The 17,643-nt window shown below is 69.4% G+C and carries 13 protein-coding genes; all 13 read right to left on the reverse strand.

Features of this window, described 5'->3' with window-relative positions:
• Positions 1–6: 6 nt before the first annotated feature.
• Positions 7–1,368 (reverse strand): phosphate ABC transporter permease PstA, encoded by a 1,362-nt coding sequence (gene pstA, locus V8J39_RS03900; RefSeq protein ID WP_336459547.1) that lies wholly within the window; start codon positions 1,366–1,368, stop codon positions 7–9.
• On the reverse strand, positions 1,365–2,819 hold the full coding sequence (gene pstC / locus V8J39_RS03905) for a phosphate ABC transporter permease subunit PstC (protein WP_442902562.1): 1,455 nt from the start codon (positions 2,817–2,819) through the stop codon (positions 1,365–1,367). The genes pstA and pstC overlap by 4 nt, the downstream gene beginning before the upstream one ends.
• A gap of 155 nt (positions 2,820–2,974) precedes the next feature.
• Positions 2,975–3,991 (reverse strand): substrate-binding domain-containing protein, encoded by a 1,017-nt coding sequence (locus V8J39_RS03910; RefSeq protein WP_336459549.1) that lies wholly within the window; start codon positions 3,989–3,991, stop codon positions 2,975–2,977.
• Positions 3,992–4,453: 462 nt separating this feature from the next.
• Positions 4,454–5,248: a uroporphyrinogen-III C-methyltransferase gene (gene cobA / locus V8J39_RS03915; protein WP_336459550.1), complete on the reverse strand. Its 795-nt coding sequence runs from the start codon at positions 5,246–5,248 to the stop codon at positions 4,454–4,456.
• Between the two features lie 8 nt (positions 5,249–5,256).
• Positions 5,257–7,923, reverse strand: a complete 2,667-nt coding sequence (locus V8J39_RS03920) for a molybdopterin-dependent oxidoreductase (protein ID WP_336459551.1) — start codon at positions 7,921–7,923, stop codon at positions 5,257–5,259.
• A 157-nt stretch (positions 7,924–8,080) separates the two neighbouring features.
• Positions 8,081–8,416, reverse strand: coding sequence for a nitrite reductase small subunit NirD (gene nirD, locus V8J39_RS03925; RefSeq protein WP_336459552.1), 336 nt, complete (start codon positions 8,414–8,416; stop codon positions 8,081–8,083).
• On the reverse strand, positions 8,413–10,857 hold the full coding sequence (gene nirB, locus V8J39_RS03930) for a nitrite reductase large subunit NirB (protein WP_336459553.1): 2,445 nt from the start codon (positions 10,855–10,857) through the stop codon (positions 8,413–8,415). The genes nirD and nirB overlap by 4 nt, the downstream gene beginning before the upstream one ends.
• 1 nt (position 10,858) lies before the next feature.
• Positions 10,859–11,305, reverse strand: coding sequence for a globin family protein (locus V8J39_RS03935; protein WP_336459554.1), 447 nt, complete (start codon positions 11,303–11,305; stop codon positions 10,859–10,861).
• Positions 11,305–12,966 (reverse strand): ABC transporter ATP-binding protein, encoded by a 1,662-nt coding sequence (locus tag V8J39_RS03940; RefSeq protein WP_336460190.1) that lies wholly within the window; start codon positions 12,964–12,966, stop codon positions 11,305–11,307. The genes V8J39_RS03935 and V8J39_RS03940 overlap by 1 nt, the downstream gene beginning before the upstream one ends.
• A gap of 5 nt (positions 12,967–12,971) precedes the next feature.
• Positions 12,972–14,045: an ABC transporter permease gene (locus V8J39_RS03945; RefSeq protein WP_336459555.1), complete on the reverse strand. Its 1,074-nt coding sequence runs from the start codon at positions 14,043–14,045 to the stop codon at positions 12,972–12,974.
• Positions 14,046–14,173: 128 nt separating this feature from the next.
• Entirely contained in the window at positions 14,174–15,538 is a 1,365-nt protein-coding gene (locus V8J39_RS03950; RefSeq protein ID WP_336459556.1) for a CmpA/NrtA family ABC transporter substrate-binding protein, read from the reverse strand.
• A gap of 287 nt (positions 15,539–15,825) precedes the next feature.
• Positions 15,826–17,007 carry a CmpA/NrtA family ABC transporter substrate-binding protein gene (locus V8J39_RS03955; RefSeq protein ID WP_336459557.1) on the reverse strand — a complete coding sequence of 394 codons (1,182 nt, stop codon included), beginning with the start codon at positions 17,005–17,007 and terminating at the stop codon, positions 15,826–15,828.
• Positions 17,004–17,588: an ANTAR domain-containing response regulator gene (locus V8J39_RS03960; protein ID WP_336459558.1), complete on the reverse strand. Its 585-nt coding sequence runs from the start codon at positions 17,586–17,588 to the stop codon at positions 17,004–17,006. The genes V8J39_RS03955 and V8J39_RS03960 overlap by 4 nt, the downstream gene beginning before the upstream one ends.
• Positions 17,589–17,643: the final 55 nt, after the last annotated feature.

The following is a 17,643-nucleotide window of genomic DNA, read 5'->3' on the forward strand; positions in this document are numbered from 1 at the left end:
GAACAATTACCAGCGGCGCTCGAACTTGCGGCGCAGCACGATCGCGACGGCATTCATCGCAAGCAGGAACACCAGCAGCACGATGATCGCGCCGGAGGCCCGTTCCACGAAGGCGGGGTCGGCGCGCTGGGTCCAGTTGTAGACCTGCACCGGCAGCGCCGAGGCGGGGTCGAACAGCCCCGAGGGCGGCGCCGCGGGGAAGTCGCGCACGAAGGCGACCATGCCGATCAGCAGAAGCGGCGCGGTCTCGCCAAGCGCCTGCGCCAGGCCGATGATCGTGCCGGTCAGGATCCCGGGCATCGCCAGCGGCAGCACGTGGTGGAAGATCGACTGCATCTTCGAGGCGCCGACGCCAAGCGCCGCGTCGCGGATCGAGGGCGGCACCGCCTTCAGCGCGGCGCGGGTCGGGATGATGATCTTGGGCAGCGTCATCAGCGACAGCACCAAACCGCCCACGATCGGCGCCGACATCGGCAGCCCCGCGAAGTTCACGAAGATCGCAAGGCCGAGAATGCCGTAGACGATCGAGGGCACCGCCGCGAGGTTCGAGATGTTGACCTCGATCAGGTCGGTCCAGCGGTTCTTCGGCGCGAATTCCTCGAGATAGATCGAGGCCGCGACGCCCACCGGCAGCGACAGCACCAGCACCACCACCATCATGTAGAGCGATCCCAGGATCGCGACGCCCAGGCCCGCGGCCTCGGGCCGCTGGTCCGAGGCGTCGGGGGCGGTGATGAAGGACCAGTTGAAGCTGAGCCCCATCGCGCCCTTCTCGCGCATCAGGTCGACAAGCCGCAGCTGCCCGACCGAGACGTTGGAGTCGGTCTCGGCCGAGGCCATCGAGACGCGGCCCTTGAGGTAGCCGTCGATGCGGCCGTTGGCCAGCATCCGCGTCTCGACCGTGGTGCCGATCAGGTCGGGGTCGGCCAGCACGCGGTTGCGCAGCTGGGCCGCGGCCTCGCGCGAGACGATGTCGCCCGCGTCCTTGGGATCGAGCCCCTCGACCGAGGCGATGCCGTTCGCGGCCATCCAGTCGGTGATCGCGGCGTCGATGATCTTGGCGTAGCCGATGGTGGTGACCTTGGCGAGGTCGGCGGGGTCGCGGGTGCCCTTCTTGTCCAGCACGGCCGCGTCGAAGGTGACGGGCACGGTGACGAAGGCCTGCCGGAACGACGAGGCGCCGCCGCCGAAGATCGAGACCAGCAGCACGATCAGCGCGATGACCCCGGCCGACACGGCGGCCAGCCCGTAGGCGCGGAAGCGACGCTCGGCGGCGTTGCGCGACCGGGTGCGCGCGTCAAGTTCGAGAAGCGAGCTTTTGCGGGCGGGACGCGCGGCGCCCGCGTGGGGAAGGCTGGCGTCGGTCATTCGTACTGCTCCCGGTATTTGCGCACGATGATGAGGGCCACGATGTTCAGCATCAGCGTCATCACGAACAGCGTCAGGCCCAGCGCGAAGGCGACCAGCGTCTCGGGCGTGCCGAAGTTGGTGTCGCCGGTCAGCTGGCTGACGATCTTGACGGTGACGGTTGTCATCGCCTCGAACGGGTTGAGCGACAGCCGCGCGGCGGCGCCGGCGCCCAGCACCACGATCATCGTCTCGCCGATGGCGCGGCTGGCGGCCAGCAGCACCGCGCCGACGATGCCGGGCAGCGCGGCCGGCAGCACGACCTTCTTGATGGTCTCGGACTGGGTCGCGCCCAGCCCGTAGCTGCCGTCACGCAGGGACTGCGGCACGGCGTTGATGATGTCGTCGGACAGCGACGAGACGAAGGGGATGATCATGATCCCCATCACCAGCCCCGCGGTCATCACCGACGACCCCGACGAGCCAAGGCCCATCGGCTGCGCGATCCAGTCGCGCAGCAGCGGGCCCACGGTGACCAGCGCGAAGAGGCCGTAGACGATGGTGGGGATGCCCGCCAGAAGCTCGATCAGGGGCTTCGCGACCGAGCGGACGGCCGGGCTTGCGTATTCCGACATGTAGATCGCGGCGAAGAGCCCGATCGGCACCGCGACGGCCAGCGCGATCAGGCTGACATACATCGTGCCCCACAAGAGCGGCAGCAGGCCCAGGTCGCTGTCGCCCTGGAAGCGCGGCGACCAGGTGGTGCCGAAGAAGAACCGCGTCCAGTCGTACTGGTGGAAGAAATGCGCGGTCTCGAACAGCATCGACAGCACGATCCCGATCGTGGTGAAGATCGCGATGACCGAGGCGGCGATCAGCAGATAGCGCACGCCGGTCTCGACCGTGTTGCGCGCGCGGAAGTCGCGGTCGGTGCGCGCGACGGTCCAGGCCAGCAGCCCGAGCGCGAGGCCCAGCACCACGACGGCCTTGGCGATGTTCAGCAGGCCGCGCCGCGACTGGAAGCGTTCGGCGGCGACGGCGGTCTGGGGATCGCCGACCTCGATCCCGGCGGCGGTCAGCCGTTCGGCCAGCGCCTCGGGGCTGTCGGCCAGGCGGCGGATCTCGGCGGCGTCAAGCGTGCCCTCGGCCTCGGCGGCGGCGATCCGGTCGGCGACGCCGCCCAGGTTCTGCAGCGCGATCGTGGTCCCGGCCGAGGTTTCCAGCGCCGAGGCCGGAAGATAGGGCGTGACCGCGGCCCGCAGGTAGAGCGGCTGGGCGATCATCCAGACCGCCAGCAGCAAGAGCGGCAGCGCGAAGGTGAACATCGCCACGTGCCAGCCGTAGAAGCCGGGCAGCGAATGCAGGCGCCGCCCGTCGCCGCCGGCCGAGGCCAGCGCGCGGGAGCGCCCGATGACGAAGCCCAGGACCGCGAGAACGGCCAGCAGGGCAAGGATCCAGGTTGCGGGCATCAGCTCTGTTCCAGGACGGGAAGGACGGACGGCAAAAGACGGACGGCGGGAAACGGGATCGGCGCGGGGCGGTGGGGAACCGGCCCCCGACATGGGCCGGGCGGCACCGTGGTCGGCGCCGCCCGGCAGGCTTGCTCAGGGCCGCACGGGCGGCAGGATCAGTTCATCACCTGCTCGTCGGCGACGGCGGTCTGGGTCTCGGCCAGCTCGGGGTCCGACACCAGGCCGTACTGGGCCAGCGGACCGTTCGCGCCGGCCATGTCGTCCGAGACGAAGAACTCGACGAATTCCTTCAGGCCGGCGACTTCGCCGATATGGGCCTTCTTGACGTAGAACTGCAGCGGGCGCGACACCGGGTATTCGCCCGAGGCGATGGTCTCGGTCGAGGGGGTGACGCCCGACATGGTCGCGACCTGCAGCTTGTCGGTGTTGTTCTCGAAGAACGACAGGCCGAAGACGCCGATGCCGTTCTTGTCCGAGCCGATGCGCGCCAGCGTCTCGGTGTAGTCGCCGTCGATGTCCACGGCCACGCCGTCGGTGCGCAGCGCGGTGCAGCCCTTGTCGTTGCCCGCGGCCTTGAACAGGTCGGCGGCGCCGGCTTCCTTGCAGCCGTCGGCGATCACCTTCTCTTCGAACACTTCACGGGTGCCGTGCTTGGTGCCGGGGATGAAGGCCAGGATCGGCTGGTCCGGGAACTCGGGGTTGATCTCGTTCCACGACTTGTAGGGGTTGGCGACCAGCTTGCCGTCGACCGGAACCTCGGCGGCGAGCGCCTTGAACCAGTCTTCCGGGGTGAAGGCGAAGGACTTGCCGGCGATGTCGCTGGCGAAGACGATCCCGTCATAGCCGATGCGGACATACATGATGTCGGTGACGCCGTTGTCGTGGCAGGTCTTGACTTCCGAGTCCTTCATCTTGCGCGAGGCATTGGCGATGTCGATCGTGTCGAGGCCCGCGCCCTGGCAGAACTGCTGGATGCCCGCGCCCGAACCGCCCGACTGCACGACCGGGGTCTTGAAGTCGAAGTTCTCACCGAAGGCCTCGGCAACGATGGTCGCGTAGGGCAGCACGGTCGAGGAACCGGCGACCTGCACCTGGTCACGGGCCTGGGCGAAGGCACCGGTGGCGGCGACGGTCAGCGCGAGCGCCGAAACGGCAAGCTTGGCGGTCTGCATGGGAGTATCTCCTGCTTCTGAAACCTGGCGAGCAGCACGGTCCCCGCCTGCCCTCGGACGTCGGTCTAGGAGGGCACGGCCAAGCTTTTGCGACAGTTGTGTAACAGAAACATGACATGCCGCGATTTTCAGCCGGCGGGGAAATTCTTCCATCGCCACAACCACTTGGCGGCCATGTGGACAAGTCTACGGAAATGTCGGCTTTCCAGCGGGTTAGCGCGCCCCCGGCCCCGGTCCGCCACGGCCCGCCCCCGCGGGACGCGCCGATCGCAGGTGCCGCGGCGGCAGCCGGCGCGGGGCGGCGGTGTGCGGCGGGCGGGCGGCGGGGAATCATGCATCCCGGTCGCAGGATAGGAAACGCCCGGCGCCTCGCCCCCACGCGGCGCCGGGCGTCCCGTGCCCCGGGGTCGGGTCGCTCGGCCCAAGCCGATCCGGTGCCGAACCGGTCCGGGCCGGGCGCCGTCAGCCCGCGGCGAGCCGCGCGGTCTCGGCCAGGCCCGCGGCGAGCGCGGGCTTGGCGATGCGGATGAAGACGATCGCCGGGTTGCCGATGCCGGCGGCGGCGACATCCTCGCAGACGCACTCGAGCCGGGTCGCGAGCATCCGCTGGCGCCGGGTCTCGGCCCCCGAGACGATGTCGATGGCGGTGTCGGGCGCGATGCCGTCGGCCAGAAGCTCGTCGCGGATCAGGTGCAGCCGGTGCATCGCCATGTAGAGCGCCAGCGTCGTGCCCGGCGTCAGCGATGCCGCAAGCCGCTGCGGCTGCTCGCCGGGGCGGCAGGTGGCGGTGGCGATCACCAGCCGGTCGGTCTGGCCGCGCTCGGTCAGCGGGCGCAGCATCTGCGCGGCGGCGGCCGAGGCGGCGGTGACGCCCGGCACGATCTCGACCGGCAGGCCCGCGGCGCGCGCGGCCTCGATCTCCTCGCAGGCGCGGCCGAAGACGGACGGGTCGCCCGATTTCAGCCGCACGACCCGCTTGCCCGCCAGCGCGGCGGCGACGATGGCGGCGTCGATCTTCTCCTGCGGCCAGGAATGCAGGCCGACCTCCTTGCCGACGAAGACCGTCTCGGCCCGCGGGCCGGCCATCGCCACCACCTCGGGCTCGACCAGGCGGTCGTAGAAGACGACGTCGGCCTCCGCCAGGCGGCGCACGGCGCGCAGCGTCAGCAGGTCGGCGGCGCCGGGACCGGCCCCCACCAGGCAGATGTGGCCGGTCGCGGGCAGCCCCGCGGCCAGAAGCGTCGGATCCAGGCTCATGTCGCAGCTCATTCCGCCGCCTCCCGTTTCGTGGTGCCGAAGCGGTCGATCAGCGCCTTCAGTTCGGGCCGGCAGGAGCCGCAATTGGTTCCCGCGCGCAGCGCCTTACCCAGCGCCTCGACGCTCATCAAGCCGTCCTCGTGGATCGCCCGCGCGATGGTGTTCACGCCGACGTCGAAGCAGACGCAGACCGTGGCGCCGGGATCGGGCCGGTCGGCCCCGGGCCGCCCCGCCAGCACGTCGCCCGCCGCGGGCTGGCCCAGAAGCCCGGGCATGTGCGCCCGCGCCACCCCGACCGGGTCGCGCGCGACGAACAGCGCCGCCACCAGCCGCCCCGCCCTGACGAAGGCCAGCCGCACCACGCCGCGCTTCGCATCCTCGACCGACACCGCCTCGACCTCGCCGCCAAGGCCGAACAGCGCCCGGCCCCAGGCGGTCCAGTCCGCGGGCGCGGCCAGCGCGGCCAGCTCGGCCTGCATCCCGCCCGCGACCCGCGCCAGCGTCCAGTAGTCGGTGTCCGGGCGCAGATCGCCCGCGGTCACGGCATAGCCGTACCATGCCGCCGCGAACGGCCGGACCGAGACCGCGGCCGCCTTGCTTTCCGGCTGGCCCGAGACCGGGTCGGTCACCCCCGCGACCAGCGCGTCGATCCGGCCCGTCGGCGCGGTCTCGCCCGTCCAGTGGATCGGCGCGAAGACCTCGCCGCGGCGCACGCGGCTGGTGACCAGCACCCGCAGCACGGCCCGCCCGAGATCGGTCGCGACCTCGGCCAGCATCGCGGGCTTCAGCTCCAGCGCCGCCGCATCCTCGGGGTGGATCTCAAGGAAGGGCTCGGCCAGGTGCTGGCTCAGCCGCGGCGACAGGCCGGTGCGGGTCATCGTGTGCCAGTGATCGCGCACGCGCCCGGTCATCATCCGGAACGGCCGCTCCGCGCTCAGCTCGGCGGCCGGGCTCTTCGGCGTGACCGCCACCATCCGCCCGCGGCCGTCGGGGGTGTGGAACCGCCCGTCGCCGAAGAAGCGCCCGCCCTGGCGGCGCGCGCTCAGCGGCCAGACGAAGGGCGCCAGCGCGTCATAGCCCGACTGCGACAGCCCCGCGAGCGCCGAGATGTCGAAATCCGACCCCAGCCGGCCCGCGACGCCCGACAGCGCGGCATATTCCGCGAAGATCTCGTGCGCGCCGGCATAGTCGAAGGCGCGCGCAAAGCCCATGCGCCGGCCCACCTGCGACAGGATCCACCAGTCGGGCATCGCCTGCCCCACCGGCGCCAGCGTCGCCCGCTGGCGCGAGATCCGGCGCTCGGAATTGGTGACCGTGCCCTCCTTCTCGCCCCAGCCCTGCGCGGGCAGCAGCACATGCGCCAGCCGCGTGGTGTCGGTCTTCTCCATGATGTCCGAGACGACGACGAAGTCGCAGCCCGCGATCGCCTTCGCGACCCGGTCGGCCTCGGGCATCGACACGGCGGGGTTGGTGCAGATGATCCACAGCGCCTTGATCCGCCCCTCCTCGACCGCGCGGAACATGTCGACGGCCTTGAGCCCCGGCGCCGTCGGCATCTCGGGCGCCTGCCAGAACTCCTTCACCGCGACCCGGTGCTCGGGGTTCTCGATGTCGAGATGGCAGGCCAGCATGTTGGCCAGCCCCCCCACCTCGCGCCCGCCCATCGCGTTGGGCTGGCCGGTGACCGAGAACGGCCCCATGCCCGGCCGGCCGATGCGCCCGGTCGCCAGGTGGCAGTTCAGGATCGCGTTGACCTTGTCGGTCCCGCTCGCCGACTGGTTCACGCCCTGGGAATAGACGGTCACGACCTTCTCGGTGCCGATCCACAGGTCGAGGAACCGCGCGATCGCCTCGGGCGCAAGGCCAAGCCCGGCCGCGCCGGTCGCGCGCGCCGCCGCCAGCGCCGCGTCATAGCCCGCGACATGGGCGAGAAAGTCCGCATCGGCGGCGCCGCGCGCCTCGATCTCGGCCAGAAGCAGGTTGAACAGCGCCACGTCCTGGCCCGGCGCGATCGGCAGGTGCAGGTCGGCCCCCTCGCAGGTCGCGGTGCGGCGCGGGTCGATCACCACGACCTTCATCGCCGGGCGCGCGGCCTTGGCGGCCATGATGCGCTGGTAGATCACCGGGTGGCACCAGGCCAGGTTCGACCCGGTGAGCACCACGAGGTCGGCCTGCTCCAGGTCCTCGTAGAGACCGGGCACGGTGTCGCTGCCGAAGGCGCGCTTGTGCCCGGCGACCGAGGACGACATGCACAGCCGCGAATTCGTGTCGATGTTGGCCGAGCCGAGAAAGCCCTTCATCAGCTTGTTGGCGACGTAGTAATCCTCGGTCAGCAGCTGGCCCGAGACGTAGAACGCGACCGAGTCCGGCCCGTGCGTCGCGACCGTGTCCGCGAACCGCCGCGCCACGAGGTCGAGCGCCTCGTCCCAGCCGGCGTCGACGCCGCCGATGCGCGGATGCGTCAGCCGCCCCGCGGCGTGCACGGTCTCGCCAAGCGCCGATCCCTTCGAGCACAGGCGCCCGAAATTCGCCGGGTGCTGGCCGTCCCCGGCGATGCCGAGGCCGCCCTGCCCGTCGGGCGTGGCGAGGATGCCGCAGCCGACGCCGCAATAGGTGCAGGTCGTGCGGATCGGCGCGGTCGTGGCGCGGGTGGTCAGGTCAACGAGGCTGTCCATGGCGATCGTGCTCCGTCGGCGCGGCAGGGCGCGAAGGTCGGGGCGGGCCCCCTGCGGGGCCCCGGCGGGGGGTGGGTCGGACCCGGCATGGGGTGCCGGGTCCGGCCCGGAGACGGGACCTCTCGGGAGATCGGTTCCGGCCGGGCGTCCGGGCGGCTCAGGCGGCGCTGCGCCGCTTGAGCAAGGCAGCATCCAGAAGCACGCGGCCGTTCTCGACCTTGGCGGGATAGCTGCGGGTCACGTAGTCGTCCGCGCCCTGCGCCTGCCCGGTGGACAGGTCGAAGACCGCGCTGTGCAGCGGGCAGGTCACGTTGCGCCCGTGCACGATCCCCTCGCTCAGCGGCCCGCCCTTGTGCGGGCAGCGGTCGTCGAGCGCGAAGACCTCGTCCTCCAGCGTGCGGAACACCGCGACGCAGCCCTCGGTGGTCTTGACCACCCGCGCCCCCTGGCGCGGGATGTCCTCGAGCGATCCGATGTCGACGAACAGCGTCATTCCGCGGCCTCCTTGGTGAAATCGGCGAGGGGCGCCCATTTCGGGCGGTCTTCGGGCCGGGCCCGCTCGGCCCAGGGGTCCTTCTGGTAGACCGACTGGCTGATCAGGAACCGGTCATACAGCGCGCGGCGGCTGTCGATGTCGGCCACGACCCGCTCCTTGACCCAGTCGAGCCCGACCTTCGCCACCCACTTGTAGGGCCGGTCGAGGTACTTGGCGTTCTCGCGGTAGAGCTGGATGAAGGCGGCGGTGATCTCCAGCACCTCGTCCTCGGAGGCGACGTCGCACAGCCGCTCGGTCTCCTTCACGTCCATGCCCGCGGCGCCGGCGACACCGATCTGATAGCCGCTGTCGACGCAGATCACGCCCACGTCCTTGCAGGTGGCCTCGGCGCAGTTGCGCGGGCAGCCCGACACGCCAAGCTTGACCTTGTGCGGCGTCCACGACCCCCACAGCAGCTTTTCCAGCTTGATCCCGAGACCGGTCGAGTCCTGCGTGCCGAACCGGCACCAGTCCGAGCCGACGCAGGTCTTCACCGTGCGCAGGCCCTTGGTGTAGGCGTGGCCCGAGACCATGCCCGCGTCATTGAGATCGGCCCAGATCGCCGGCAGGTCCTCTTTCTTGATGCCCAGCAGGTCGATCCGCTGGCCGCCGGTCACCTTCACCGCCGCGCCGTATTTCTCGGCCGCGTCCGCGATCGCGCGCAGCTCGTTGGCGTCGGTCATCCCGCCCCACATCCGCGGCATCACCGAATAGGTGCCGTCCTTCTGGATGTTGGCGTGGTTGCGCTCGTTCACGAACCGGCTCTGCGGCTGGTCCTGATAGTCGAGCGGCCAGTCCGCCAGCAGGTAGAAGTTCAGCGCCGGGCGGCAGGAATGGCAGCCGTCCTTGGTCTTCCAGCCCAGTTCCTGGAAGACGGCGGGCTGCGACTTCAGCTCCATCGACTTGATCAGGCGGCGCACGTCCTCATGCGTGTGGTCGGTGCATTTGCACATCGGCAGATGCGTGGGCATGACGAAATCGTCACCCAAGCACACCGCCATCACCTGCTCCACCAGCCCGGTGCAGGTGCCGCAGGACGAAGACGCCTTGGTCTGCGCCCGCACCTGGTCGAGCGTGGTTGCCCCGCCCTTGATCGCCGCCTCGATCTTGCCCTTGCACACGCCGTTGCAGCCGCAGATCTCCGCCTCAGGCGGCAATGCTGCAACGGCCGCCATAGGGTCCAGCGCGGCCCCCCCCTGGAAGGCCGGCCCGAAGATCAGCGTCTCGCGCATCTCCGAGATGTCGGTGCCGTCCTTCATCAGGCCGTAGAACCAGTTGCCGTCGGCCGTGTCGCCGTACATCACCGCGCCGATGATCCGGTCGCCCTTCAGCACCAGCCGCTTGTAGACCCCGCGCGAGGGGTCGCGGAACACGATGTCCTCGCGGCCCTCGCCCTCGGCGAAGTCGCCCGCGCTGAACAGGTCGCACCCGGTGACCTTCAGCTTGGTCGAGACCTCGCGGCTGACGAAGACCGAATGCTCGCCGTTCAGCGTCGCGGCCACGACCTTGGCCTGGTCGTAGAGCGGCGCCACGAGGCCGAAGATCGCGCCGGCATGCTCGACGCATTCGCCCAAGCTCAGCACGTCGGGATCCGAGGTGACCATGTGGTCGTCGACCACGATGCCGCGCGCGACCTGCAGCCCCGCCTCCTTGGCCAGCGCGACGTTCGGGCGGATGCCCACCGCCATCACCAGCAGGTCGCAGGGGAGTTCCGTGCCGTCGGCCAGCGCCAGCGCGCGGACATGGCCGGTCTCGTCCCCGAGAATTTCCTTCGAGTTGGCCTGGCACAGGACGTGGATGCCCTTGTCGTTCAGCGCCTTGCGCAGCAGGTAGCCCGCGCTTTCGTCCAGCTGGCGCTCCATCAGGTGGCCCATGATGTGCACGACCGTGACATCGACCCCGCGCGCGGCCATGCCGGCGGCGGCTTCCAGACCCAGCAGGCCCCCGCCGATGACGACGGCCTTCGCGCCGGGCTTGGCGCCCAGGTCGATCATCGCCTGGGTGTCTTCCAGATCGCGGTAGGCGATCACACCCTTCAGGTCCTTGCCCGGCAGCGGGATGATGAACGGGTTCGACCCGGTGCCGATCAGCAGCTTGTCATAGGCCACTTCGCCCTTCTCGCCGACGACCACCTTCCGCGCGCGGTCGATCGACACGACCTTCTCGCCGAAGCGGCAGTGGATGCCATGCGCGGCATAGAAGCTGTCGTCATGGGTGACGATCTGCTCATAGGTCTTCTCGCCCGACAGCACCGGCGACAGCATCAGCCGGTTGTAGTTGCCGCGGGGCTCGGCGTTGAACAGCGTGACGTCCCAGTCGGCGGTCGCGTGCTCGAAAAGGTGCTCGATCGCCCGACCGGAGGCCATGCCTGCACCGATGATGACGAGTTTCTTTTTCATGTCAGTCACCTTGAGTGTGGGAGGTTTCGGTGGTCCCGCCCAGGTAGGCGGCACGGATCATCACTTGGCTCAGGCCCAGATAGGCGGCTTCCCAGGCCTCTTTGGTCTCGTCGGACCACGCGGCCCCCATCGCCTGGTCGAGCGTCCACAGCAGCGCCGCGCCGACGGGCGGGTAGTGCTCGGGCTCGACGCCGAAGGCGACATGCTCGCGCGCAAGCTTCTCGGCCGCGGGCATCAGGTGCTGGGGCTGGTCGAGCATCTCGACGATCCGGCCCAGCATCGCCCACAGCTTGCCCGACTGCTGCAGCATGTCGGTCCGGGCGAACAGCGACCGAAGCTCGGGCGCGATCGAGAACAGCCGCCCGTAGAACATCCCCGACGCCTGCCCCTTGACCTGGTCCAGCAGGTGGAAGCTCGCGCGGACCAGCACGATCTGGTCCGGGCTCATCAGGCGGCATCCTTCTTCTTGTGGGCGCCATGCTCGTATTCCTCGAGGAAGCCGAGGATCTCTTCGCGGTAGCGCCAGTAGTCCGGATGCTCGAGCAGCGCCTTGCGGGTGCGCGGCCGCGGCAGGTTCACCTCGGTGATCTTGCCGATCGTGGCGCGGGGCCCGTTCGTCATCATCACCACGCGGTCGGCCAGCAGGATCGCCTCGTCGACGTCGTGGGTGACGCAGACGGCGGTGACGTTGGTCCGGCTCCAGACCTCCATCAGCACCTCCTGCAGCTCCCACCGGGTCAGGCTGTCGAGCATCCCGAAGGGCTCATCCAGCAGCAGCAGCTTCGGCGACAGCGCGAAGGCCCGCGCGATCCCCACCCGCTGGCGCATGCCGTTCGACATGTCGCTCGCGGGCTTGTCCATGCTGTCGCCCAGGCCCACGCGCTCGAGATAGTATTCCACCACCTCCTGCCGCTCGGCCTGGCTGGCCTTGGGATAGACCTTGTCGACACCGATCGCGACGTTCTGCTTCGCGGTCAGCCACGGGAACAGCGAGGGCGACTGGAACACCACCGCGCGCTCGGGGTCCGCGCCCTCGACGTGGTAGCCGTCAAGCTTGATCGCGCCCTTGGAGATCGAGTTCAGCCCCGCGGTCATCGTCAGCACCGTCGACTTGCCGCAGCCCGAATGGCCGATGAGGCTGACGAACTCGCCCTTCTTCAGGGTCAGGTTGAAATCCTCGACGACGGTCAGCGGGCCCTTCGGGGTCGGGTAGATCTTGTGCAGCTGCGAATACTGCAGATAGCGCTCGTCGGTCGCGCTTTCCTGCGCCTTGGCGACGGCCGAGGGCAGCGCGTGGCGCGGGGTGACGTTCGGAAGGCTCCGGGTCTCCTCGGCCTTGCCGGCGATGCCCACGTCCATCAGGTACGAGGTGACGTTGGCGCGCAGCTCCTTGAACACCTCGTCGTGGTTCATCGCGGCGCGGTCGCGCGGCCGGGCGAGCGTGACCGGGAATTCCTGGCCCAGCGTGCCGTCGGGGTTCAGGCAGATGATGCGGTCCGCCAGCACGATCGCCTCGTCGACGTCGTTGGTGATCAGCACCACCGTGCGCTTGTCCTCCTCCCAGATCGCCTCGATCTCGTCGGCGAGGTTGGCGCGGGTCAGCGCGTCCAGCGCCGACAGCGGCTCGTCCATCAGCAGCACCTCGGGCTCCATCGCCAGGGTCCGGGCGATGCCGACCCGCTGGCGCATGCCGCCCGACAGCTCGGCCGGCCGACGCTCGGCCGCGTGGCCCAGCCCCACCATCGAGACGTACTTGGCCACCATCGCCGCGCGCTCGGCCTTCGACTTGCCCTTGTGCACCGCGTCGACCGCCAGCGCGACGTTGCCCGCCACCGTCAGCCAGGGCATCAGCGAGTAGGACTGGAACACCAGGCCGCGCTCGGGGCCCGGGCCGTCGATCGGCTGGCCGCGGAAGGTGACCTCGCCCTTCGACGGGGTCTCGAGGCCGGCCATCAGGTTCATCAGCGTGGATTTCCCGGTGCCGGAAAATCCGAGGATCGCCAGGAATTCGCCGTCGCGCACCTCGAGATTGATGTCGCGCAGCACATCCGCTTTCTGAGCACCTTCGCCGAAGGTCTTGAAGACGTGCGAGAACTTGAGGATGCTCATGTCGGTCACCGGGTCTTCGAGAAGGTGAAGAGCGACTGCAGGGCGAACATCACGCGATCCAGCATGAAGCCGATGATCCCGATGGTGAAGACCGCGACCATGATCCGGGCGAGCGAGGAGGCCGAGCCGTTCTGGAACTCGTCCCAGACGAATTTGCCCAGGCCCGGGTTCTGCGCCAGCATCTCGGCGGCGATCAGCACCATCCAGCCCACGCCCAGCGACAGCCGCAGCCCGGTGAAGATCAGCGGCAGCGCCGAGGGCAGCACCAGCTTGGTGATCTTGGTCCAGGTGCCCAGCTTCAGCACGCGGCCGACGTTCACGAGGTCCTTGTCGATCGAGGCCACGCCCAGCGCGGTGTTGATCAGCGTGGGCCAGAGCGAGCAGAGCGTCACCGTGACGGCCGAGATGATGAAGCTTTTCGCCATGTCCCCGGCGTAAAGCGCCGAGACCACCATGGTCACGATCGGCAGCCAGGCCAGCGGCGAGACCGGCTTGAAGATCTGCACGATCGGGTTGATCGCGGCATTGGCGGTCTGGCTCAGGCCCGCGGCGATGCCCAGCGGCACGGCGACCGCGGTGGCGATCAGGAAGCCGAAGAACACGGTCTGGATCGAGGTCCAGATCTGGCTGTAATAGGTCGGCTTGCCGGTATAGACGCGCTCGCGGACCCGCTCGGGATGGCCGTCGGCGACGAACTTGGCGTTGCGCTCGTCCTGCTGGGCGTAGAATTCGGACGCCTTGGCGCGCTCGGCCATGGCGTCGTCGTGCAGCACGACGGCCTGCTCCCAGACCTGCACCGGGCCGGGAATGGCACCGAGCGAGGTCTGCACCTGCGGCGCCAGCGCCGCCCAGGTCCCGACGAAGATCGCGATCGCGACCAGCGGCACCCCGGCAAGCTGCCAGAGCTGCTTCATCTGCGCCTTCGGGTTGTCGCCGGCGGCGGCGCGCAGGATCGGGGTGACCCAGGGAAGGCCCAGCACCCGGAACCAGGCGTCGAGCTTGTTGATGCGGCTAAAGCGGCGTTCGCGGCGGGCCTCGCGGGCCGGATCGGGCATCGCGGCGGGATCGATGGCGGTCATGGCGGCGCTCCTTCGGGGGGCAGGGCGTGGCTTGGAAGGGTTCAGGCAGTATCCCGCCGGGCGCGCGGTCCTCGCGGGCCGCGGCGGGAGGCAGTCAGGCAGTCAGGCAGTCAGTCGGGCGTGGCGGGTCAGTTGGTGACCTGGCCGCCAACGACCTTCTGGTCGTCCTTCAGCCCGATGGTCAGGCTGTCGATATAGGCGTTGGGTTGCTTGCCGTCGTAGCTGACACCGTCGAGGAAGGCGCTGGTCGGCTCGCGATAGCCGTCCTCGTCGAAGTCGAACATGTCGGCGGTGACGACGCCCTCTTCGACCAGCGCGTTGGCGGCGGCCTCGTAGAGGTCGGGGCGATAGACCTTCTTGGCGGTCTCGTCATACCAGGCGTCGGTCTGCGCTTCGTCGATCTGGCCCCAGCGGCGCATCTGGGTCAGGTACCAGACCGCGTCCGAGTAGTAGGGGAAGGTCGCGTTGTAGCGGAAGAAGACGTTGAAGTCCGGCGCCGGGCGCTTGTCGCCCTTCTCGTATTCGAAGGTGCCGGTCATCGAGTTCGCGATCACGGCAGCATCGGCGCCGACATATTCGGGGCGCGACAGGATCTCGACCGCCTCGGCGCGGTTGGCGTTGTCGTTCTCGTCCAGCCAGATCGCGGCGCGGATCAGCGCCTTGGTGACGGCGAGAACGGTGTTCGGGTTCTCTTGCGCGAATTTCGCGGTGAAGCCGAAGACCTTCTCGGGGTTGTTGTTCCAGATGTCGTGATCCGTGATCACGGGAACGCCGATGCCCTTGGCGACCGCGGCCTGGTTCCAGGGCTCGCCCACGGAATAGCCCAGGATCGTGCCCGCCTCCATCGTCGCCGGCATCTGCGGCGGCGGGGTGACCGAGATCAGCACGTCACCCGCGATCTGGCCCGAGACGTCCTCGGGCGAGTAGAGGCCGGGGTTGATGCCGCCGGCGGCAAGCCAGTAGCGCAGTTCGTAATTGTGGGTCGAGACCGGGAAGACCATGCCCAGGTTGAAGGGCTTGCCCTCGGCGCGGTACTTCTCGATCACCGGCTTCAGCGCGGCGGCCGAGATCGGATGCTCGGGCTTGCCGTCGGCGCCCATCGGCACATTGGCCTTCATCTCGTCCCAGACCGCGTTCGACACCGTGATCGCATTGCCGTTCAGGTCCATCGAGAACGGCGTGATCACATCGCCCTGGGTGCCGTAGCCGATGGTCGCGGCGATCGGCTGGCCGGCCAGCATGTGCGCGCCATCCAGCTCGCCCGAGATCACCCGGTCCAGCAGCACCTTCCAGTTCGACTGGGCCTCGACGGTGACCGACAGGCCCTCGTCGTCGAAGAAGCCCTTTTCCTTGGCGATCGCGATCGGCGCCATGTCGGTGAGCTTGATGAAGCCGAGCGTCAGCTCGTCCTTCTCGATGCCGTCGGTCCAGGCATGGGCTGCACCGGCGGTCAGGATGGAGGTCGTCAACAGAAGCGAAGCGAAGCGTTTCATTCCAGATCCCTCATACTGGCGGCTCGACTGACAAGAGCAGGTTGGGAGCCGCGCAAAGAAAAAAGGCCGCAGGACGCGCGTCATCTCTTTCGAGGATCACGCGGGTCGAGCGGCTTTGCTCGGTTCCCAAAACTTTGGGGAATGGATGTCGGAACGCCCTTGTTCCGGTACCTCAGCTATGCCGCAGGTGCAGCCTGCCTGTCAAAGGTCATCGGCCTGTTAAGGGTCGTTTCCGCAAGATTGTCCCGTAACCGGCGATTTCCACGCAATTTATGCACAGAAATTTGTCAAACTTCCGCCGCAGGGTCGAAAATCGCGCCATCGAAGAAACGGTTGCGGCACAGAATCAGCCGCCCCTGCGAGGCGCCGACCCCGACCGGCCCGTCGGTCGCACCCTCGATCTTCTCCGAGGCGCCGGGCATCGGCGCGCCGGTGTCCTTCAGGAACTTGCGGTAGAGATCGGGGCGGAACACGGCCTTGCCGGTCTCGGCCGCCATGGCCGGGTCCAGCCCGTGGCGCAACGCCAGCCGGTGCGCGATCCAGCCCGCCTGGCTGCGCCAGGGAAAGCTTGCGCCGCCGTCGTGGAACTCGATGAAGCGCTCGGTCGCGGCCTCGGTCCCGCCGGGCGCGATCAGCAGCCGGCCTTGCAGCGCCCGCTCGATCACCTCGGGCGAGAGATCGAGATAGGAGCTGCGTGCCAGCAGCTCGGAGGCGGTCGCCCGGTTGCCTGGCACCGCAAGCCAGCGCCCGGCGCGCCAGACCGCGCGCGACAGCCGCCCGCCCAGCTCGTGGTTGGTCTCGGCCCAGGAGTGACGCACCGCCAGCACCTTCTCGGGCGCGAAGGACCAGATCGCGGCCCCCGGCAGCAGCAGCTCGGCCGCGCCGCGCTCGACCCCGACCGAGCCCCAGGGCTCGCCCACGCAGAAGGCGTCGATCTCTCCGGCCTCGACCGCCTCGGCCATGCGCGGCGGCGGCACCGTGCGCACGATCAGCCCGCGCGCGGCATCGAAGCCCAGCGCGTTCAGCCAGTAATGCACCAGCTCGGCCTGCATCGAGAACGGGAACGGCACCCCCAGGCGCAGCCCCCCGTCCCCGGCCGCGGCGATCATCGCCCGCCCGGCGGCGGCGGCATCGGTGAAGTCGAAGACATGCCCGCCCAGGCGCAGCGCGTCGGCCAGGCCGCGCGACACGCCGATCACGGTGCCGTTCACCGACAGCACCTGCAGCGCGTCGATCCGCGGCACCGCGCCCCCAAGGCCCAGCGCGGTCGCGATCGGCACCGGCGCCAGCAGCTGCGCCGCGTCGATCTGCCCGAAGGCCAGCATGTCGCGCAGCATCGACCAGGACGGCGCCCGCCGCAGGTCGAGCCGCAGCCCCTCCTCCTCGGCGAATCCCAGTTCCTCGGCGACGATCAGGGGGCCCGCGTCGATCAGCGCGACGAACCCGATGTGCAGCGTCTCGACCGTCATTTCAAAAGCTCCGCTGCCGTCACCAGCGCCTGCGCCACGTCGGCGATCTTGCGCCCCTGGTCCATCGCCGTCTTGCGCAGGAGGGCATAGGCCTCGTCCTCGGAAATCCCGCGCGCGCGCATCAGCAGGCCCTTGGCGCGGTCGACGACCTTGCGTTCCTCGAGCGCGGCGCGCGTCGCGGCAAGTTCGGCGCGCATCTTCGAGAACATGTGGAAGCGCGCGATCGCGGCATCCATCACCGGCTTGATCCGCTCGGGGCGCAGCCCGTCGACGACATAGGCCGAGACGCCGGCCTCGATCGCGGCCTTGGTCAGCCCCTCGTCCGAACGGTCGACGAACATCGCCACCGCCCGCTCGGTCGGCCCCGAGGCGAGCGCGAGTTCCTCGAGCTGGTCGCGTGAGGGGTTTTCCATGTCGATCAGCACCAGGTCCGGCCGACGCTCGGCGATGCGGCGGGCCAGGCCGACCTCCTCGCCCAGCACCTGGATCGAATGGTTGCCCGAGGCGCTGAGCGCGTCGACGATGCGCAGGGCGCGGTCGCGGTCCTTCTCCACCACGATGATCGACAGACCCTCGGCCATGTGCGCCCCTTCCGTCCCGGCGACAGGCCGGCAGGATCTAGCTGTACCGCTCCCG

Source organism: Frigidibacter sp. MR17.24 (assembly GCF_037095655.1).
In the GTDB taxonomy this organism is placed as follows: domain Bacteria; phylum Pseudomonadota; class Alphaproteobacteria; order Rhodobacterales; family Rhodobacteraceae; genus Frigidibacter.